We start from the raw sequence: 20,913 nt of genomic DNA on the forward strand, positions 1-20,913 counted from the left end.
TTTTGCAAAAATAAAATACTATAACAGCTAAAGGCTATTTCAAGACTTCTATACAAAATTCTAAAATCTATAAAAATAAATAACTAAAATGGATAAAATAAAAATGATAACTGTAAAAAATGTAGAGACAACCAGGACTGATTAATCATGAAGACAAATTGCATGAAAGTTTCTTGCGGGATAATAACTTCTTTTGGATCATAATACCCCTCTCCTCTCACAACGGTTATAACGCTCCTTGAAAGATCATGACGCGCACATCATGGAAAAGAAAGATAGGCAACATATTCTATAATCACCATTGCATAAACACCTTATACGCTTTATGATTTTCCATGAAAGCAAAAGGAAGAAGATGGCAATGTCCTCTAAACTGACGCGTAACCAAACATTGGTTTTGAACACTTTAAAGAATGCAAAAGGGCCTTTAAGTGCTTATGCGATTCTTGACCAATTACGTGAAGAAGGTTTTCGCGCCCCTCTCCAAGTTTATCGTGCATTAGAAAAACTCGTACAATTAAAATGTATTCATCGTCTCGAAAGTGTAAACGCTTTTATGGTCTGTTTACATCCTGAAAAATGTCAACACGAACTTACAACTTTCATCATTTGCGAAAACTGTGGCACAGTTAATGAAATACAAAATCAAATGATTGTATCAAGTTTAAAACAAATGGTTCAAGCTGTTAACTTCCAAGCCCACAAAAGCACTCTAGAAGTACGGGGCCTTTGTAAAAAATGCGTAATAAAATAAACCCTTGAACTTGTAAGTTCATATATTTACCATTATGTTCCAAACGTTACCTTATTATTTGAAAAGCTCTTACTTGTCCTTGTATATATAATAGCCCTCGTATAGTGATGGGCTTATTATACTCATTGGGATGTAAATATTGAAAGTATAAAATCATGTCTATAGCTAAGACAATTTTTTCAACCAAAAAATTCGATAAAACAAAGCAAAAGAAAGTACTCAAGGCTTTTCTTATCGTCTTTGCACTTTTTGTGCTTTGGTTTGGCTACAAGTGGATAACACAGTGGCGTTATATGCTCTCCACTGAAGATGCCTACGTGCAAGGAGATATAGCTGCGATTGCGCCTAAATTAAATGGATATATCGAAAAAATTGCGATTAAAGCCAATCAAGTTGTAAAAAAGGACGATGTTTTATTTTACTTAGACAATGGTGATTATCAAATAGCCCTGGATCAAACAAAGGCGCGCCTTAACACACAACAAAAAACGCTTCAACGTATTGATGCACAAATTACCGCTGCTCACAGTGCGCTAGATGATGCACAAGCACAAAAAGCAGCCGCTTCAGCCATAGCAACCAATGCACAACTCACCTTAAAACGTATTACAGAATTGAAAGCCAATCGTTATGCCCCTCAATCAGATGTTGATAATGCCAAATCAGCTTATGAACAAGCCATTGCCAATGTTAATAGGGCGGATGCACAAATCGCTGCAGCACGTGCTAATATCCAAGTACTAGAGGCACAACGAAGTGAAACAGAAAGTCAAACAAAGAGCTTAGAACTTTCGCGTGAAAAAGCACAACGTGATCTTGCTTCAACCATTATACGCGCACCATTTGATGGCATTATAGGAAATTTAACAGCAAAAACGGGAGATTTTGTCGTAAATGGCCAACGTCTTGCAGCGTTAGTCCCTATCCATGCGCTTTATATTGAAGCAAACTATAAAGAAACACAGTTGCAAAATATTCATGCAGGACAAAAAGCTTATATTGCTGTTGATGCCTTCAAAAAGGAAGTCTTTACAGGAACAGTGCTTTCTATTTCACCCGCAACAGGTGCTGTTTTTTCTCTTCTTCCTCCACAAAATGCTACCGGGAACTTTACAAAAATCGTTCAACGTATTCCCGTACGGATTTCTATTCCAGAAGAAGTCTTAAAGAACGGTCATATCCGAGCAGGAATGAGCGTTTCAGTAGAAGTTGATACACGCACACAACCATAAGATAAAAGTCTCTTATAACAACAAGAAAATGACCTTATTATTATTATGACATCTTCCATACAAAAGCCCATACACTCTCAAGAACGCATAGAAATCCGTAACGTTGTAATTTTCATTGTTATGGCCTTTGGCATGTTCATGGCTATTTTGGATATCCAAATTGTTGCCTCTTCTTTGGCTGAAGTTCAAGCAGGGCTTGCTGCAAGCTCTGAAGAAATTTCATGGGTTCAAACCTCCTATCTCATCGCTGAAGTCATCATGTTACCCCTTTCTGGCTTCTTAGGAAGATTGCTTTCAACACGCGTTTTCTTTACGATCTCGGCGGTTGGATTTACGGTTACCTCTATTCTTTGTGCAACAGCAACATCCATTGGAGAGATGATTATCTACCGTGCATTGCAAGGTTTTATTGGTGGTGGAATTATCCCAAGCGTTTTTGTCGCCTCTTATGTTCTTTTTCCTCCTTCCAAACGTCCAGTTGTCGTCCCTATTGTTGGACTCGTCGCAACACTCGCCCCTACCATTGGTCCAACGGTCGGTGGTTACCTCTGTCATCTCTTATCATGGCACTGGCTTTTTCTCATCAATGTGCCTTTTGGGATTATTATTTCAATTCTCGCATGGAAATTGATTAATTTTGATAAAGCAAACCCATCTCTCATGGCCAAATTTGATTGGTTGGGCCTCATTTCTATGGCTATTTTTCTAGGAACTTTAGAATATGTACTAGAAGAGGGGGCACGCCATGATTGGTTAAATGATCGGCTGATTCGGGACTTATTCATTATCATGATCTTGTCTGCCGCCCTCTTCTTCTGGCGCGCTTTTACGGCAAAAGAGCCTATTGTTGATCTTACAGCTTTTTCTAATTTTAATTTTTCTGCTGCATCCATTTTTTCCTTCTCTTTGGGAATAGGTCTTTATGGACTCACATATCTTTATCCTGTCTATTTGAGCCAAATCCGCCAGTATGATGCTCTCATGATTGGAGAAACATTATTTCTTTCAGGATTTATCATGCTATTAACCGCCCCCCTTGCCGGATATCTTTCCGCACGAATAGATGCACGTTTGATGATGGCGATAGGACTTTTTGGCTTTGCAATAGGAACTTGGATGGCAAGCTCTATCACAGACAACTGGGATTTTTGGCAACTCTTTTGGCCACAAGTTTTCCGTGGTGCTTCTGTAATGTTATGTATGGTTCCTGTTAATAACATTGCCTTGGGAACACTTCCGCCAGAACGCATGCAAAATGCTTCGGGACTTTTTAATCTCACACGGAATCTGGGAGGGGCTGTAGGGCTTGCCATTATCAGCACTCTCATGACAAAACGCTCAGATTTCCATTACGGACGAATAGCCGAAACGCTCAATTACGCAAATAGACAAGCAACAGAAATGCTTTCAAAGCTTTCTTTATTCTTCAAAACAGAAACCTTTGATTCGTATACGCTTGCTCTTTCTCAACTATCTGGTATAGCGCGCATCCAAGCAATGATTATGGCTTTGAGTGATATTTTCTTTATCATAACCATTATCTTTGGTCTTTTGACATTTATGACTATTTTTCTCAAAAAAATACCACCCCTCACTGATTCTCCACCAAAGCACTAAATTGAGAAATATTTTATTGCTTTTCTTTATTCTCTATAACTTTATTGCCTTTTAAGAGATAAGATAAATCTACATATGATTCTAAACGATTTTTTTGATGGAATTTTCTTCAATGCATGGTTCTTTAGGCATTAAAAAATAACTTCTTATATAAAAAGTTATTTTAGAAGAGAGAAAAGTAAACAAAAACCTTATCTCAAGTGCTATACACCATAAAAAATAAAGCAGCTCCTTCTATAAGATTCTTGATTTTTCATCATAGGGCAGACAAATTATTAAAAATATTACCCCCTGTCATGTAAGATTTCTCATCTTTCGCCCAATCCTATTTTACGCTACTACCCTCATAAAAAATGATCCTATAAAATTCTATGCGATTCACTTTTTTAAGATTACAAGAATAGAACAGCATTCTCTTTTCCTACTCTCTATACTGCCCTCTTCTTGAACTATTCCATAAAAGATTTATGAGCTTTTTAATGGTTATTAATAAGCGCATTTTCTTTACAATATGTAGAGCAACGATTTTTTGATTTTGCATGCGAAACTTGAAATGAGAATTCTGTATTCGACACACTCATATCAATTGAAAGACATTATCTTTAGAATAAAAGAAGTAAGAGCATATTTTTTTAAGAAGTTTTCAAACATGTGATTTTATTTTTATGCTCTTCTCAACAATCTAATCCCTACAATGTTGATTCGACCATCGCCTACTCTTCTTCTCCATTACTCAACATACGATAAAATCATATAAAATCACCTAAGAATTCAGTTTTTTTCAAGATTATGAAAAGAACACTACTTGAAAAAAATGATCTTTAAATACATTTTTACGACCTTCATTGAAACAATCAAAAATAAGAAACCAGCTCCATAAAAAGCCATAAAAAACAATTGCAAAACAACACCCCAAAACTTTGTACACCCCTTTACCCCTGCCAATAGGCTCTCTCTTAATGCTCGCAGTGTTGAAAAAAACGAAATAAATACAATCTTCAAGCCACTTTATGATGCTGAAAACGCCCAGAAAGGGCACGTTCTCCGCTAGCAACCAAAGTTCCATAACAACCAGAAAGATAGCGCGGTATCAGTTCCAAGGCTTGAAAACGGTGCTTTTCGTAAGGACCAGGCATTGCCAAATTTTCTGTTAAGCGATTTGAAAAACCAAAACGTTGATAAAATTCAAAATCTCCTACCAATAAAATAGCGCCATATCCTAATTTTTTGGCTGTTTCAATTGCATGGCGGACTAAAATTGATCCTATTCCCATACCGGCACATTCAGCAGCAACAGCCAAAGGTCCTAAAAGTAAAGCATGTTGTGTTTCATTTTTTTCTTTTAAAAAAGATACATGCCAAAGACGGACACTCCCCACAAGCTCACCAAGCGCGTTTTTAACCACAAAAGAAAGCCCCTGAGCCGCTAATCGGCCACGACGTAAAGCCTCTGATGACTTACGTTTACGTCCACGCCCCATCGTTGTATCAAGCAAAATTTCTCGATAAGGCTTATCTGCTTCTTGCTCCAATAAAAGTGTAAAACATGCCCCATTTTTTGTTTGAAAACTAATCATGTTCATCTCGATGATCCACCCTCTTATAGCGCAATGACGAGCACAGCCAAAAATCTAAAAACACCTATCGTTAAAAGGAAATTTCAGATCACATACGATCGTAAAGGCTCAAACCCATTAAAGGCAACAGACGCGTAAGTTGCTGTGTAAGCACCTGTTCCATGAATCAATATCTTATCTCCTATTGTTAGAGATAAAGGAAGAGGATAAGGTGTTTTTTCATAGAGAACATCTACCGAGTCACATGTTGGTCCAGCCAAAATACAAGGCTCCATAACCTTATCATCATGAGGGGTCTCAATAGGATAACGAATAGCTTCATCCATCGTTTCAGTAAGACCGTTAAATTTTCCAACATCAAGATAAACCCATCGGATATTATCATTGTCTGCTTTTTTAGAGATCAGAACAACTTCTGTGCGAATAACACCCGCATTGCCAACCATCGCACGCCCTGGTTCAATGATCGTTTCAGGAATACGATTGCCAAAATATTTTTTTAATGAATCAAAAACAGCCATACCATAAGTTTGCTCGCTAGGAACATCTTTCAAATAACGTGTTGGAAAACCACCCCCCATATTCACCAATTTTAACGAAATTCCTTCTTGCTCCAAATGCTTAAAAACTGTAGCTGCATCCGATAAAGCACGATCCCACGCATCAAGATCTGTTTGTTGAGATCCTACATGAAAAGAAACACCATATGCCTTTAAACCCAATTGATGTGCTCGACGTAATACATCAACTGCCATAGCAGGAACACAACCAAACTTACGTGACAAAGGCCAATCCGCACCTTTTCCATCGGTAAGAACACGGCAAAACACGCGAACCCCTGGAGCAGCACGCGCAACTTTTTCAACTTCTTCAATACAATCAACGGCATAAAGTGAAATGCCAAGTGCATATGCACGAGCAATATCACGCTCTTTTTTTATCGTATTCCCAAAAGAAATACGATCAGGAGTTGCTCCTGCTTTTAAAGCCATTTCAATTTCTGCAACAGAAGCCGCATCAAAAGATGATCCTAAAGAACTTAGCAAACGCAAAATCTCAGGAGCTGGATTTGCCTTTATTGCATAAAAAATACGAGACTGTGGAAGAGCTTTTTCAAAATTTAAGTAGTTTTCGCGGACAACATCCAAGTCAACAATTAAGCATGGACCTTCAGAACGATGTGTTGCAAGAAAATCACGAATACGTTGCGTTACCATCACCAATTCTCCTAAGGGAATAAAATCCCTTCTCTATGCTTGGGCAGCACAGAGCCGCCAATAGCCAAAGGACAAAATACGCGTAGCCTCTACCAGCACCCCAATTATTTTTATAATCAGGAAGAAACCAATTTGCATACAATGAAAGAACAGCGCAGAAACTGCGTTATCCTACTTTATCTGCCTTTTTGATTGGAGTTGAGAAAACCACTTCCGCACTGAAGGCAATGAGGTGTGCCTCTATAGTTATCCCAGCATTTGGACAGCTGGAAGACACCAGAAAGGCCCGCACCGTCGTTGCTTCAAGATGTCCTCATTCTTGCAATTGGCTGTAAGAATGACTGGAGCGGTTAGTTCCAGGTACCGTACCGGTTGACCTCACCATTTGAGAACCAGCGGACACCCACAGGCACGTGCGACTTTGGGCAAGAAGTTCTATAAAACGAATCCTTTCTCATTTCAATCATTTTTTTAATTTTAAACATTTTTTAATTATTAAAGAAAACATGATGCTAAAAAGCAACACTCTCTGCCACCAGACAAAGCCATCCCCCCACTTTCATGAGATCACTCCCCCTACACAATCCCTACAACAAAAATCACAATTTTGCTTTAAAAGCGCCTCTTATTCAGCTTCCCTATTCCATTTTTCCAACATCATTCATAGAAAACAACGCAATATATCGCACTCAACATATTAATTTAATCATTGATACTTTATTGTTCTAACCTTAGATCAAGAATCCAATCATGAAATGCTTTTATTTCCCCCTCTCTTACAATGAAATAATCAAAACCCATGTCTTTTGCACAAAACAGTGTGTAGCTACAAAACACTCAAAACAATGATAAAATACCTCTTATTAAATCCTTTTAAATGCAAAGAAGCCCAACGCTGAAATCTGGAGATATCTGGGCTGAAGCAGCAGCATCTTTAAAGATAATGATATATCCTTTCCCCAACACCCCTTATCTTGCTTATTGATATCCTAAAAAAACATCCGTACTTTCAACGTCCATTTCACGACATTTTTAAAGAAAGAGATCATGTAAAATTCACTGAACCAACGTGCGACAACTCTTATTTATAAGAGGCATGTCTTTCTTGTAGCATTTTGCTCTACAGAACTTTTATTTCTTGTAATGGATAAAATGACATGGATTTTAATTGATTCAACATAGAAGCAGATTTGGAATGAGAAAGCCCTCACAATATTCAGATCTCTTATTCAAGATAAAAACAATAAATTATTATAAATAAAAAGACCGAATAACATCCGGTCTTATAATTTTCTACTAAGATTAAAGACACTTCTCTCTTAAATTTAAGAAAAAAACACTAAAATTTAAATCCCTACACGATGATATCCTTATATCCCTTGATGATCATCAATTGCGCGTAACTTCAACAACTGGAATTGCCTATGGCGCTCACGAAAACGCTCTCTATCCGCTTCACTACGCGTATTATAACAAGCCTCACAAGAGACACCTTCCTCATAATGAGGCGATAATTTGCTTTCAGCATTCAAAGGAGAACGACACGCACGACAGAGTTCGCGTCCACATTCTTCAAGACCATGTTGAACAGAAACCCGCTCATCAAAAACAAAGCATTCTCCCCACCATAAACTTTCCTCTTTTGGAACCTTTTCCAAATATTTCAGAATTCCTCCTTTTAAATGGTACACTTGCTCATAACCAAGTTCACGAACATACGCTGTTGATTTTTCACAACGAATACCGCCTGTACAAAACATAGCAATTTTCTTTTTTTTCTTCAAATCAGCTTCATGTTGACGCACCCATTCAGGAAATTCGCGAAATGTTTTAATCTTTGGATCAATCGCTCCTTGAAAACTCCCAATTGCATATTCATAATCATTACGGGTATCGATCAAAATTGTCTCTTCATCTTGAATAAGAGCATTCCAATCTTCAGGCTCCACATAAGTCCCAACGACTTTTAGCGGATCAACCCCTTCAACCCCCATTGTCACAATTTCTTTTTTCAACCGCACTTTCATGCGATGAAAAGGCATTTTTGATGCCCATGAATATTTAATCTCCGGCGTTTGAAACGCTGGCTCAGTCATAATAAAATCGACCAATGCCTCAATTGCTTCACAAGAACCTGCAACAGTTCCATTAATTCCCTCTTGTGCTAAAAGGAGAGTCCCTTTGATATCCTTTGCTTGACATAAATCCTGCAAAGGCTTTTGTAATTGACGATAATGCTTCAAATCTGCAAAGCAATAAAGTGCAGCAACTTTAAAATTCTTTTCCATGTGTTTTGCCATAACGTGCGTTTCATTCAATTTCAAGATCTATTCATATACTCTTTAACATATTGTGCTTAATCAAACGATATAAACAATACCATATCCAAAAAGAAAAATATCATGTGCCAAAAAAGAGAAACCCTTTTATTATATCTCCAAGGACAAACTGTTATACCTATTTTGCTCATTGACAATATACAAAGTGCTGTACCCTTAGCACGTGCTCTTGTCAAAGGCGGATTAAAAACAATTGAGATCACTTTGCGAACACCAAACGCTCTCCAAGCAATTAAAACAATTACACAAGAAGTTCCTGAAGCAATTGTTGGAGCCGGAACAGTTCTTAACACAACACACTACGAACAAGCCGAACAAGCTGGAGCAAGATTTATCGTAAGCCCTGGATTATCCAACGAATTAATCAATTGTGCAAAAAATAGTGAAATTCCCCTTCTTCCTGGTGCAATGACCCCAAGTGAACTCATGCAAGCATTAGACAAAGGCTATTCATATCTTAAATTTTTTCCTGCTAAAGCTGCTGGAGGTCTTACCTTCATCCAAGCATTAGCCTCTCCTTTCTCTGAAATCTTCTTTTGTCCTACAGGCGGTATAACACAAACAAGTGCAACACAATGGCTTCAACTTCCTAACGTCTTCTGCATTGGCGGTTCTTGGGTAGCGCCCCAACAGCTCATTGCTATAAAGGATTGGGATTCAATTCGTGCGTTAGCGCATACTGCATCACAACTGCTCTCTCACCCTACAAAAGCGCGCTCTACAACATGAAGATGCGGGGGCATTATTCGCCCCTTCAACAAGACCAAAACCTTCACACATCCTTGCGCAATCTTTTAACATTGCCATAGAGCCACAAATCATCACAGGGTCTTCATCAGGAGAAATTTTCGGTAAACCAGTCGTTTTAAAAAAAAACACCACTCTCCATAACAGTTGTAATGCGCCCCATATGCTCAGAAGGTTCATGCGTAGTCATAGGATAAAATTTCAACTGTTGTGCATATGCCCCAATCAGCGGATCTTATTGCAAAGAGCAAACAAGATCTTTTGCATAAGTCAACGCATTCTTTTCACGTGTTGTTTGAATAAGAATAACTTCTGAAAATCTTTTAAAAAGTTCAGGATCACGAATAAGGCTTGTAAAAGGAGCAGCAGACCCAACTATTACCCTACAAAAGCGCGCTCTACAACATAAGTCGCGGGGGCATTATTCGCCCCTTCAACAAGACCAAAACCTTCACACATCCTTGCGCAATCTTTTAACATTGCCATAGAGCCACAAATCATCACCCTATCTTCATCAGGAGAAATTTTCGGTAAACCAGTCGTTTCAAAAAAAGCACCACTCTCCATAACAGTTGTAATGCGCCCCATATGCTCAGAAGGTTCACGCGTAGTCATAGGATAAAATTTTAACTGTTGTGCATATCCCCCAATCAGCGGATCTTGTTGCAAAGAGCAAACAAGATCTTTTGCATAAGTCAACTCATTCTTTTCACGTGTTGTTTGAATAAGAATAACTTCTGAAAATTTTTCATAAGTATCAGGATCACGAATAAGGCTTGCAAAAGGAGCAATCCCCGTACCAGTTGAAAGAAGATAAAGACGTTTTCCAGGAATAAGAGCATCAAGAACCAGCGTTCCTGTAGGTTTTTTACGCATAAGCACTGTATCACCAATTTTAATTTTTTGTAGGTGCTCGGTTAATGGCCCTCCTGGAACTTTTATCGAAAAAAACTCAAGCTGTTCATCCCAAAAGGGACTTGCAATCGAATAAGCGCGATAAATCGGCTTTTTTGCATTTGGCAAACCGATCATAACAAATTCACCCGAACGAAAACGAAAACTCTCCGGACGATTTAAGCGGAATTTAAACAAACGATCCGTATAATGATAAACTTCTTGAACAGTAAGAGCGAATACATTCTCAGGAATCGGAAAATCTGAAGCAACGCTGCCGCTGTTTGATGGAACACTGGTAGCAGACGTATTCATACTCTTCCCCATATCTTTATTGAACGTTAAATTTCGAATCCTTGACGTGATATAGTACTTGCATACCCATCTGCCAACAATTTTCTTAAAACAAAAGCCTTAGGATTAACACTTTTATGTCAAAATTAATCGAATGAAAAAAATACATATAAATCACACTTTAAAAAAATTGAAGCTTAAACAATTACAGCACCCTTTAACACGTCATGCTACTGTAATACATCATGCTATTTGTCCATTATAACGCTATAACATTCTTTCACTTTACAAAATTTATGACCAAACATCTTAAAATAAAAGAATTAAAACTTTTGTTAATTGAACGATAACCGCACACCTCTCCCCCCAAAAATCCAACATTACATCCATTGTTTTTGACCTTTTTTACACTTCTTTTTCCATAAATAAATGAGTCTAATACGCTCTATAACCACTAAAATGATTTAACTCAAAATCAGCCCAAAAATAGGAAGTAATATGGAATACCTAATCTATCTTGCAAACCTTGCAAACAAAGAATATCCAAATCAACAGCTTTTAATGTATCAGCGATTGTCTACACACTCTTCACCATTTGACAAAAGTAATTTTAAGTGCATAAAATAGCACCTAATACTGTGTGGATGAATAATCACTCCCTCATCGTGATACAAAACTTATAAGTTATTGCTTGAGAGTGAATAATTTATCATTTTATATTCTCTGAATAAGCAGATCATGCTTGTTTTAAGAAAAACCGCTTTACCTGCAACAGTAGCATAACATTGCATTATTCAAAATGATACAATACAATAAGTTATCTTTATTTTTTTAATATGCCTCAACAAGAGAAAATAAGTAAAAAATAAAAGCCTATGTTTTGCAAATTATCAGAAGGCACCGTGTTGCTCATAACACAAATAAAACTAAAATATCTCTTATATTCAGAGTACCATTTTACATAAAAAACAACTTTCATGGTGCATAATTCAATATAGAAGACCTATAATTTTAACTGTCACAGACAATATCTTTTTCTTTTATCATAAGGAGCTTCTGTAAAATAACCAAAGAAAAAGCCGTACGTACAAACAAAGATAAGATTTTAAAATGAACAAATCCATTAATGATGAAATAAACACACACCTTTATACAGCCGTCGCAACCATTGATGTCAGTGCCATTGTAGCCAATTATATCACTTTAGCCAAACGTGTAGCGCCAACACAATGTTCAGCAGTTGTCAAAGCAAATGCCTATGGGCTAGGTGCTCACAAAATTGCTCCTGCTCTTTATCAAGCGGGTTGTCGTACTTTTTTTGTCGCTCAAATCAGAGAAGCATTACACTTAAAGAGCATTTTACCATCAGATGTCACGATTGCTCTTCTAAATGGACTTCCACATTTAGCAGAAGAGTTTGTCGCACAATCTGGTATTGTTCCTGTTCTAAACTCTTGGGATGCCATTGAAGTTTGGCAAAATATTTGTCAAAAAAAGGATAAAAAATTTCCAGCAATTGTTCAAATCGACACTCATATGAACCGATTAGGACTTGATCAAAAAGAATTACAAAAACTCATTAAATGCCCTACAATTTTTGAAACCGCAGACATAAAATATATTCTCAGTCACCTTGCTAATGGAGAAGATGATACTCACCCATCAAATTATACCCAATTAACTTCTTTCAAAACAGCCCTTGCACAACTTCCCTCTTGTAAAGTTTCTTTTGCAAATTCTGGAGGTATTTTTTTAGGATCAGATTTTTATTTTGACCTCGTTCGCCCCGGTATTGCACTTTATGGAATCGATCCTTCAGGAAGACACCCATCCCTTCTAAAACCTGTTTTAAAACTTGAAGCCCAAGTCATTCAAAACCGTGTTGTTGGTGCAAAAGCACCTGTTGGTTATGGAGAAAGCTTTATAACCAACAGACCAAGCACTCTTGCAACCATTTCTATTGGCTATGCAGACGGCTGGCTCCGTACTCTTTCGAATAAAGGAGCTGTTTATTTCAATGGGCAAAAACTTCCTATAGTTGGTCGCGTTTCTATGGATTCCATTATTGTAGATACAACTGATCTTAATCAAAAACCTCAAACAGGTGACTGGGTAGAACTGATTGGTCCTCATCAAACACTTGAAAAAGTATCTTTAGATGCCAACACCCTTCCCAATGAAATTCTAACATCTCTTGGATCACGCTATAAATATATTTACACCTAAAGGTTCTTTAAATAAATAAATCAGTACAAATCATTATCTTAGAAAATAAGAGAGCTTTTATGAAAGATTTTACAACAATCAATCACATAGCATGGTCGTAAGACACCGTCTATTCACAAAAGCCTCAAAATAGACAACTCGATGGGCTGTTTTATAAAAGTGAACGTTATCCAAAACACAAAAATTAAACTTTTTTTCACATAAATGAACGAGAAAGAGTCTAAAGAATCTATCGCTAACTTTTTAAAATTAATGTCAAATTAGTTATTCTCTCCATATCGAACAAGACAACCAACCTCGTAAGTTTCTTTTATTTCTAGCTTTGTTCATCGTGAAGCAATCAAATTTGTTCTTTTGCATACCACAAGCAGGGCTAGCGTATAGATAAAAATAATTTACAATTAAGAATAAGACCTCTTATGACCCCTCTCAAGTCCAAGGGCTTATATTATTTAAGTGCAAGAAAAGTATGTAATGATAAAGTGTATGATAGCGCCAATTTACTCCTTTATAAAGCGGAAAAATGGGAATGCTTAATAGATTTATCATTATCCATTCACGAGCACCGTCGCGAAATAGGATTGGAAGAGAAATGTCTCTTGAAAACAAACAGCTGAATTAACACCCCAAGTATATTCTGTTTGGGGTATTCTATTTTACATGAAGGTCATGCCCCTATTAAAGAACACAATAAACCAAGAATATGAGGCAATATCTAATCTCCATTCTTAAAAATATGGCTTTAGATGCTTTTGAAATCCATACTGTTGAATTAAAAGGAAATGACAAACTGAGAGTTGATTTTCATCTTTACAGCTTTTACATTTTTCCAAAATGAGATTGTTTTTCAATTTTAAAGATTACCCCAGCACAGATACGCAATTCCCTTGCGCCCTCATATGACATACAGGCATGAAAAAGCTGAAACTGCTCACAAAGCTCTTTTTCACTTCAATTTCTAGCTCAAATATGCTGCTGTGTTAGGTTTGGGTATTGATTGATAGGCAACAGCGAAAGCACACGCACTCTTTAAAAAATAATACCATAAAGTCAAAAACTGATCTGCAATAAACTGGAGAAATGTACTGTCTTTTTATAAAAGGCTCTCTAACAAGCGACCATGACACCATTTGACTTTGCGTTTACACTCAGAATGGTGTTCATCTAGATTTTTTGCGTCATCTTCATAAAGAGCCGATAGAAGAAAAATATTTAGACAATTCTTGGCTCGAAAATCTGAAAGGTTGACGAGATATGACAAAAAAGTTTCGAGTGCCTTTATGATTAGAAGCATTAAAAGTAAATTTATTCCTTCTAACACTGATCATTGTCACCTTAGTGAGAGTAACTGTCATACCCCATGGAACAGACTATAAACCCTATCCCATAGATTTTGCTCTCGTTTATGTAGATTTTCTGGCTTAGAAATAAGCAATAGGCCTAATCAACTGAAATATGATAGAGAAAAAAGGAGAACATGCCTATCGCCTAAAAAGTACAGCTTTTTTGTCGACTCTTTCGATTTTTCCCATGTTGTAAAAACAGATAACACCATAGGAGCATGACTCAATAAGCATAAAGCCCACACAAGAGGTGTGGGCTTTATGCAAATAAACAAATTAAATACATATTTTTATTTAATAAGTATTTCCCAAGGGTGGACACGAACAAATAAGCATTCTATCTCCCGCAACATTATCAATCCGCGATACAGGAGCCCAATATTTGTTGGCTGGATCAAGGGAACTATTGGGAAAAGCAGCTTCTTGTCGCGAATAGGGTCTCGCCCAAGCATCATCTAAAGTATCTGCAACTGTATGAGGGGCATTCACCAATGGATTATTGTCTTTTGGCCAGACCCCATTCCCAACTTTCTTTGCTTCTTCAGCAATCGAGAGTAATGCATCACAAAAACGATCAATCTCTGCTTTTGGTTCTGATTCTGTTGGCTCAATCATCAAAGTTCCGGGAACAGGAAACGACATTGTGGGCGCATGGAATCCATAATCAATGAGACGCTTTGCAATATCATCAACACTCACCCCATACTGATCTTTCAAGACGCGTGTATCCACAATACATTCATGGGCAACACGTCCATGTTTTCCTCGATAAAGAATAGAATAAGCAGATGAAAGACGTGCAGCAATATAATTAGCATTTAAAATAGCTATTTGTGTTGCATATTTTAAGCCATCAGCGCCCATCATTCGAATATACATCCAGGTAATTGCAAGAATAGATGCGCTTCCATAAGGCGCTGCTGAAACCGCGTGGGTTGTGCCATCTTGTTCATGCCCTGGTAAAAATGGTTTGAGATGCGCTGCAACCCCAATTGGTCCCACCCCAGGACCACCACCTCCATGAGGAATGGCAAATGTTTTATGCAGATTCATATGACACACATCAGCACCAATATCTGCAGGACGTGCAAGCCCCACAAGTGCATTGAGATTAGCGCCATCAAAATAAACTTGTCCGCCATTTTCATGAATAATAGAACAAATTTCCTTAATGTTTTCCTCATAAACCCCATGGGTTGAAGGATAAGTAATCATGAGAGCAGCCAATTTATCCTTATGCAATTGCGCTTTCATTTTAAGATCATCCACATCAACATCGCCATCGCTTAAACATTTTACCACGACAACTTCCATGCCCGCCATATGCGCCGAAGCTGGATTGGTCCCATGTGCAGAGGCCGGAATAAGACAAACTGTCCGTTTCTGTTCTCCCCGTGAGTGGTAATAGCGGCGGATTGCCAAAAGCCCCGCATATTCACCTTGAGCACCAGAATTTGGCTGAAAAGAAACTTGCGCAAATCCTGTAATTTCACACAACCACGCATTTAACTGATTGATCATCTCTAAATAACCCGCCGCATCCTCTTGTGAAACAAAAGGGTGTATATTGGCCATGCTCGCCCAACTTACAGGCATCAATTCAGCTGCTGCATTCAGCTTCATTGTACAAGAACCAAGAGGGATCATCGCCCGATCGAGTGCCAAATCCTTATCCGCTAAACGACGCAAAAAGCGCATCATATCTGTCTCTGAATGAACTGCATGAAAAAAGGGTTGAGAAAGAAAAGCAGCAGCATCCCGCCTTTGACCAAAGAGTCTTGGAGACGCCTGATCAACGAGTTGCGCCCCCAAAAGCTGTGCTAGAGCAGCAGCATCTTCTTCTGTCGACAATTCATCAAAATTGATTGCAATGGTATCATCATCAAGAACACGAATAAGACGCCCACTCATCTTAGCTTTATGCGCAATTTCTCGCGCTTTTCCCTTCACAACAATGCTAACACAATCAAAAAAAGATTCACCTTCACAAGAAACACCAGCAGCCTCTAAACCAGCAACAAAACGACATGTTAAATGATGAATCCGCTGCGCAATTTCTTGTAAGCCTTTTGGCCCATGCCAAACAGCATAAGCTGTTGCCATATTAGCCAACAAAGCCTGAGCCGTACAAATATTTGACGTCGCTTTATCACGCCGAATATGTTGTTCACGTGTTTGCAAAGCTAAACGGAAACCAACGCGCCCTTTTGTATCAACGGATTGGCCCACTATACGCCCTGGAATAAGGCGTGTGAGTGCATTACTCACCGCAAGGTAGCCAGCATGGGGACCACCAAATCCCATCGGAACACCATAACGCTGCATCGAACCGACAACAATATCAGCGCCCCATTTTGCTGGTGCTTCCATAAGTGTAAGCGCTAAAGGATCAGCCACAACGATAACCAGCGCTCCTTTTTCTTTTGCCTCTTTTATGACCTCACTATAATCATGAAAAGAACCTTTTGTATCAGGCCAAGAGAGAACAATTGCCGCTGTATCAGAACAAATTTCTTTCTCAAAGCTAACCCGAATGCCTTGTGTTTCAGCACGCGTTTGCACAACACTCAAAGTCTGAGGATGTAAAAGACTCTGAAGAGAAATTTTTGTTTTTTTCCCCCGCGCAAAACGAAACGCAAGAGCACTAGCTTCCGCTAAAGCGGTTGCTTCATCAAGAAGAGAAGCAGCAGCAACAGGCAAACCTGTCAGTTCACTAATCAATGTCTGAAAATAAAACAGAAGTTCTAAACGACCTTGGCTAATTTCTGCTTGATACGGCGTATAAGCGGTATACCAAGCTGGATTTTCAAACAAGTTTCGTAAAATAACCGGAGGCACAAATGTTCCATGATACCCTTGCCCAATAAAACTTTTATGCACACAATTACGCTCCATCATTTTGGAGAGTTCTTCCAATGCTTGGCTCTCACTCGCAGCCTTGGGAAGGTTCAGTGAACGTCCCAAATAAATAGAATTAGGAACCGCTTGAGAAATGAGTGTATCCACACTATCGAGCTCTAAAAAATCAAGCATTTTTTGTGTTTCATCAGGACGCAGCCCAATATGTCGAGAAGAAAAAGAACGCTCGATCATGGCACTCATCCAATCAGATCCTTATAAGCATCTTCATCCAACAACCCTTCCAGTTGTGTTTCATCCTGCAATGTCATTTTCCATAACCAGCCTTCTGTTTCGGCTTTCTGATTGACCAGTTCCGGATTATCAGCCAGTGCTTCATTGATTTCGACCACTTCACCATCAAGAGGAGAATAAACATCTGAAGCTGCTTTAACGGATTCCACAACAGCCGCTGCCTCTCCTTTGGAAAGTTTTGTCCCACTTTGTGGTAAATCAACAAAAACCAAATCGCCTAATTGTTCTTGCGCATAATGTGTAACCCCAACAGTCACCATTTTTCCTTCAACACTAAGCCATTCGTGGTCTTGTGTAAAATAAGTTTTAGACATAAAAAAAATCATCCTTTTAAATAACGTTGTTCAACAAAGGGGAGAGAATGCACTGAGAGTGTAATCTTTTTTCCTCGCAGTTCTGTAAAGACTTCTGTTCCTTCAACTTTACACGCGACAGGAACATACCCCATCGCGACAGGACCATCAAACGAAGGGCCAAAACCGCCTGATGTTACCACGCCAATCTCGTTGCCTTGATCATCGAGAAGCACCGCACCGGCACGAATAGGTTGGCGCGTTTGCGGTTTTAATCCAACACGACAGCGATCAGCTCCTTTTTGCAGCGCTTCAAGAAAAGCCTTTGCGCCGTAAAATTGTGCTTTTTCTCGAACACTTTTAGGAACAGCCCATGTTAGAGCCGCATCAATAGGCGTCGTCTCAGGGGTAATATCATTTCCATGCAAACACAATCCTGCTTCCAACCGCAAGCTATCGCGTGCGGCAAGCCCAATCCACTCAACACGCGAATCACTCAACAATTTTTCAGCCAACATATGCGCATGCCCTATGGGCAAAGCAATTTCAAAACCATCCTCTCCCGTATAGCCAGAACGCGTTATAAACCAATCTTGTTGTGGTTCGAATCCCTGCATAAAAAACAATTCATTCCCTGGTAAATCGGCATCAGCCAGAACAGCTGCGGCTTCAGGTCCTTGAAGAGCAAGCAATACCCTTTCAAGGGCAATCACTTGACACTCAAAATCAACAGCACGCCTTTTCAGTTCTTCAAAATCAGCCTGTGCATTCCCAGCATTGGCAACTAACATAAAACGATTCTCTTCCAAGCGAGTAATAATCAGATCATCAAGAATACCAGCCTGCTCATTTAGCAAATAATTATACCGTGAGTGTCCAATCTTCAAAGCTGCTGCATCAATAGGAAAAGCATAGGATAAAAATTCTACGGCTTGTACCCCTTCAACGGCAATCAATTTCATATGAGAAATATCAAAAAGTCCTGCATGTGAGCGGGTATGAAGATGCTCTTTCAAAACGCCAAGAGGGTAAGTTAAAGGCATATTCCACCCCGCAAAAGCACCAAATTTTGCTCCTGCTTTTTGATGTAGATCATATAAAGGAAGTGTTTTTAAAAAAGATGTTTCTTGTTGTGTGCCCATAATAACTCCAAAGCTGCGCTAACGCCCATACAATATGGCCGTCTCTGCACCCCTCTGTCATCAACCTGAGAGACTCGCGAAAAGACTTTCGCTTACACCTTCGGCGCGGGCTCTCCCGACTTTCCAGATCTGCCTTGCTCCTTTTACGGTCCTTAAAGCCTGAGAGATTATGGGCTATTTCCCCTTCGGCGGCACTGCGAAAACTTGCAATCTGCACTCTCCCGCAAAAGAATGAAAGAAACGATAACGCTCTTTCCAGCATGTTTTAATCTATAACCTATCTTTATCGCACTGTCATTAGTAAAGTGATAAACATACTCTTATTTTAAAACTTGCATAAGCTCCTTTAAAAGATTTATAATAGTCTCCTTTTGAAGCTTACAAAAATTGTAAGAAACACGTTTTAGGAAATTTAAGACAAAAATCAAAAGTTATAGACAAAAACACCCCTTGAAAATCATGCAAAAGGTCACACACTAAAAAGATCACAAAGCAATATTCTTTCTTGCGCAATTTAACCTTAAGAGTAAGGCTTTATATTCTTTTAAGAATTAAGAATAAGGACTTCAAGTATTTTATAAGGTTGATTTTAGCACAAGAAGTGGATTTTCTGCTTAATCTTAGAAGTGTCATAAAATGCAATGATTGACAGGTTAAAATTACCGAATAAAGGTCACAACATACTCATGAAAGCTGGTAATATCTCCTACAATTGCGAAAATGATCTTCCAAAGCAAATTGCTCTTTTTCCTTTAGAAGGTGCGCTCTTACTGCCCGGTGGTTTTTTATCCCTCAACATTTTTGAACCAGAATCGCTTGAAATGATTGAAAATGTTATGGTATCCGATCGTCTCTTGGGCATTATTCAACCCCTTTCATCGGATACGGACCGCTTTTCTACACAACTTTATAAAACAGGTTGTATAGGACGCATTACAAACTACAGTGAAACCGGTAATGGACAACTGTTCATTATCTTACAAGGTGTTTGCCGTTTTACCTTAGAACAAGAATTGACAAATACAAAGTCCTATCGAACAGCTCTCATCCAATCAAATATAAAAGATTTACAAGAACTCGATATTGAAGAAAGCATTCATCGAGAAAGCTTACTTGACGTTGTTGAGAAATATCTGACCATTCATGAAATGGAATATAATTGGAGCAGTATCATAGAGGCTCCTACACCGATATTAGTGAATGCTTTTTCAGCGCTTATTCCCTTCACACCAGCAGAAAAACAAGCTCTGCTTGAAGCGCCAGATATCAAAAGCCGTGCCCAAACGCTTCTCGCATTAACAGAACGCTCCCTTATGAAACAAACAGGAACAGATTATCGTTTAAACTAATGAACGTAAAAACATGAAAAAAATGACCACAGATCCTAAAATGCTCGAATTACTTGTCTGCCCGATGACGAGAGGCACACTTTCTTTCAACCGAAAAACACAAGAGCTTATTTCTCTCAAAGCCAAACTTGCCTATCCTATTCGTGATGGCGTTCCCATTATGCTGACTTCAGAAGCACGCCCTTTGCAAAACAATGAAAAAGCAATCCATAAAAAATAAATACTCTTCAGGTAATTTTCTTTCAAAAGCCCACTGTTATCAAGCTTCTATCAAGATGATATCTTAGTGTCTTGAAAAAAAGAATTTTACAATTTAACTTTACAACTTTTCAAAATATCTCAAACGATATTTTTATCTATTGTGGATGCCTTGATGACATCAAAACTTGAAAAAACCAACAAGGAAAACGGGTTGTAATTTCAATTGACGATTGAAAGCTATTGCCCTAAGGTTTGATCAGTATACACGGCAGTCAGGGGGCGGTCCAAATTCAAACATTAAATCCTACTTTGTAAATATTGTGAAACTTCCGGGACTCTTGTCATGTCCAAGTGCATCTTACGCACTAAAAGCAAGAGGCTGACTCGGTTTCAGCACTTCCAGATCCCGGAAACATTTATTGCATAAAAATACAACAAATTCAGTAATTTATGTGAAATTATTTTATATGAATCCACTTAAGAATCCACACTTTTATACGTATTTAAATTGACCATTTTTTATAAACAATTGCCA

At 38.4% G+C, this 20,913-nt stretch carries 14 protein-coding genes and 1 riboswitch; of the genes, 7 read left to right on the forward strand and 7 right to left on the reverse strand.

Going from position 1 to position 20,913, the window contains the following annotated elements:
* Positions 1–361: 361 nt before the first annotated feature.
* The 3 genes from FS875_RS07420 (at position 362) to FS875_RS07430 (ending at position 3,603) form a co-directional block, all read left to right on the forward strand.
* Positions 362–754, forward strand: a complete 393-nt coding sequence (locus FS875_RS07420) for a Fur family transcriptional regulator (RefSeq protein ID WP_144755129.1) — start codon at positions 362–364, stop codon at positions 752–754.
* A gap of 155 nt (positions 755–909) precedes the next feature.
* Positions 910–1,986, forward strand: coding sequence for an HlyD family secretion protein (locus FS875_RS07425; protein WP_144755091.1), 1,077 nt, complete (start codon positions 910–912; stop codon positions 1,984–1,986).
* 45 nt (positions 1,987–2,031) lie between these two features.
* Positions 2,032–3,603: a DHA2 family efflux MFS transporter permease subunit gene (locus FS875_RS07430; protein WP_144755094.1), complete on the forward strand. Its 1,572-nt coding sequence runs from the start codon at positions 2,032–2,034 to the stop codon at positions 3,601–3,603.
* A gap of 998 nt (positions 3,604–4,601) precedes the next feature.
* On the opposite strand, the gene FS875_RS07435 is transcribed toward FS875_RS07430, so the two are convergent.
* The 3 genes from FS875_RS07435 to trhO all read right to left on the reverse strand — a co-directional run bounded on the left by FS875_RS07435 (position 4,602) and on the right by trhO (position 8,685).
* Positions 4,602–5,186, reverse strand: a complete 585-nt coding sequence (locus tag FS875_RS07435; protein WP_144755098.1) for a GNAT family N-acetyltransferase — start codon at positions 5,184–5,186, stop codon at positions 4,602–4,604.
* A gap of 77 nt (positions 5,187–5,263) precedes the next feature.
* Positions 5,264–6,397, reverse strand: a complete 1,134-nt coding sequence (locus FS875_RS07440; protein ID WP_144755102.1) for a type III PLP-dependent enzyme — start codon at positions 6,395–6,397, stop codon at positions 5,264–5,266.
* A gap of 1,370 nt (positions 6,398–7,767) precedes the next feature.
* Positions 7,768–8,685, reverse strand: a complete 918-nt coding sequence (gene trhO, locus FS875_RS07445) for an oxygen-dependent tRNA uridine(34) hydroxylase TrhO (protein ID WP_144755105.1) — start codon at positions 8,683–8,685, stop codon at positions 7,768–7,770.
* A gap of 114 nt (positions 8,686–8,799) precedes the next feature.
* Between trhO and eda the strand changes: the two genes are divergently transcribed.
* A complete protein-coding gene (eda, locus tag FS875_RS07450; RefSeq protein ID WP_144755108.1) occupies positions 8,800–9,465 on the forward strand; it encodes a bifunctional 4-hydroxy-2-oxoglutarate aldolase/2-dehydro-3-deoxy-phosphogluconate aldolase in 666 nt (221 codons plus the stop codon).
* 396 nt (positions 9,466–9,861) lie between these two features.
* On the opposite strand, the gene FS875_RS07460 is transcribed toward eda, so the two are convergent.
* Entirely contained in the window at positions 9,862–10,692 is an 831-nt protein-coding gene (locus tag FS875_RS07460; RefSeq protein WP_144755111.1) for a ferredoxin--NADP reductase, read from the reverse strand.
* A 1,089-nt stretch (positions 10,693–11,781) separates the two neighbouring features.
* Here FS875_RS07460 and alr point away from each other — a divergent pair.
* Positions 11,782–12,897 carry an alanine racemase gene (gene alr / locus FS875_RS07465; RefSeq protein ID WP_144755114.1) on the forward strand — a complete coding sequence of 372 codons (1,116 nt, stop codon included), beginning with the start codon at positions 11,782–11,784 and terminating at the stop codon, positions 12,895–12,897.
* A 1,637-nt stretch (positions 12,898–14,534) separates the two neighbouring features.
* Here the strand turns inward: alr and gcvP are convergent.
* The 3 genes from gcvP to gcvT are packed head-to-tail and all read right to left on the reverse strand — an operon-like array spanning position 14,535 to position 18,828.
* Entirely contained in the window at positions 14,535–17,333 is a 2,799-nt protein-coding gene (gene gcvP, locus FS875_RS07470; protein WP_144755132.1) for an aminomethyl-transferring glycine dehydrogenase, read from the reverse strand.
* A gap of 5 nt (positions 17,334–17,338) precedes the next feature.
* A complete protein-coding gene (gene gcvH / locus FS875_RS07475; RefSeq protein ID WP_144755117.1) occupies positions 17,339–17,707 on the reverse strand; it encodes a glycine cleavage system protein GcvH in 369 nt (122 codons plus the stop codon).
* A gap of 8 nt (positions 17,708–17,715) precedes the next feature.
* Complete coding sequence (gcvT, locus tag FS875_RS07480; RefSeq protein ID WP_144755120.1) at positions 17,716–18,828, reverse strand: glycine cleavage system aminomethyltransferase GcvT; 1,113 nt, start codon at positions 18,826–18,828, stop codon at positions 17,716–17,718.
* A 136-nt stretch (positions 18,829–18,964) separates the two neighbouring features.
* A riboswitch (glycine riboswitch) is annotated at positions 18,965–19,062 on the reverse strand.
* A gap of 452 nt (positions 19,063–19,514) precedes the next feature.
* Between gcvT and FS875_RS07485 the strand changes: the two genes are divergently transcribed.
* Both FS875_RS07485 and FS875_RS07490 read left to right on the forward strand, forming a co-directional pair.
* Positions 19,515–20,177, forward strand: coding sequence for an LON peptidase substrate-binding domain-containing protein (locus FS875_RS07485; RefSeq protein WP_144755123.1), 663 nt, complete (start codon positions 19,515–19,517; stop codon positions 20,175–20,177).
* A gap of 13 nt (positions 20,178–20,190) precedes the next feature.
* Complete coding sequence (locus tag FS875_RS07490) at positions 20,191–20,397, forward strand: Trm112 family protein (RefSeq protein ID WP_144755126.1); 207 nt, start codon at positions 20,191–20,193, stop codon at positions 20,395–20,397.
* Positions 20,398–20,913: the final 516 nt, after the last annotated feature.

Source organism: Bartonella saheliensis (assembly GCF_902162175.1).

Coding starts and splice junctions, on each gene's coding strand:
- FS875_RS07435 (WP_144755098.1), bottom strand. CDS start 5,186: ATGAACATGATTAGTTTTCAAACAAAAAATGGGGCATGTTTTACACTT.
- FS875_RS07485 (WP_144755123.1), top strand. CDS start 19,515: ATGAAAGCTGGTAATATCTCCTACAATTGCGAAAATGATCTTCCAAAG.
- gcvH (WP_144755117.1), bottom strand. CDS start 17,707: ATGTCTAAAACTTATTTTACACAAGACCACGAATGGCTTAGTGTTGAA.
- FS875_RS07425 (WP_144755091.1), top strand. CDS start 910: ATGTCTATAGCTAAGACAATTTTTTCAACCAAAAAATTCGATAAAACA.
- trhO (WP_144755105.1), bottom strand. CDS start 8,685: ATGGAAAAGAATTTTAAAGTTGCTGCACTTTATTGCTTTGCAGATTTG.
- FS875_RS07430 (WP_144755094.1), top strand. CDS start 2,032: ATGACATCTTCCATACAAAAGCCCATACACTCTCAAGAACGCATAGAA.
- gcvP (WP_144755132.1), bottom strand. CDS start 17,333: ATGATCGAGCGTTCTTTTTCTTCTCGACATATTGGGCTGCGTCCTGAT.
- FS875_RS07440 (WP_144755102.1), bottom strand. CDS start 6,397: ATGGTAACGCAACGTATTCGTGATTTTCTTGCAACACATCGTTCTGAA.
- FS875_RS07490 (WP_144755126.1), top strand. CDS start 20,191: ATGAAAAAAATGACCACAGATCCTAAAATGCTCGAATTACTTGTCTGC.
- alr (WP_144755114.1), top strand. CDS start 11,782: ATGAACAAATCCATTAATGATGAAATAAACACACACCTTTATACAGCC.
- eda (WP_144755108.1), top strand. CDS start 8,800: ATGTGCCAAAAAAGAGAAACCCTTTTATTATATCTCCAAGGACAAACT.
- FS875_RS07460 (WP_144755111.1), bottom strand. CDS start 10,692: ATGAATACGTCTGCTACCAGTGTTCCATCAAACAGCGGCAGCGTTGCT.
- FS875_RS07420 (WP_144755129.1), top strand. CDS start 362: ATGTCCTCTAAACTGACGCGTAACCAAACATTGGTTTTGAACACTTTA.
- gcvT (WP_144755120.1), bottom strand. CDS start 18,828: ATGGGCACACAACAAGAAACATCTTTTTTAAAAACACTTCCTTTATAT.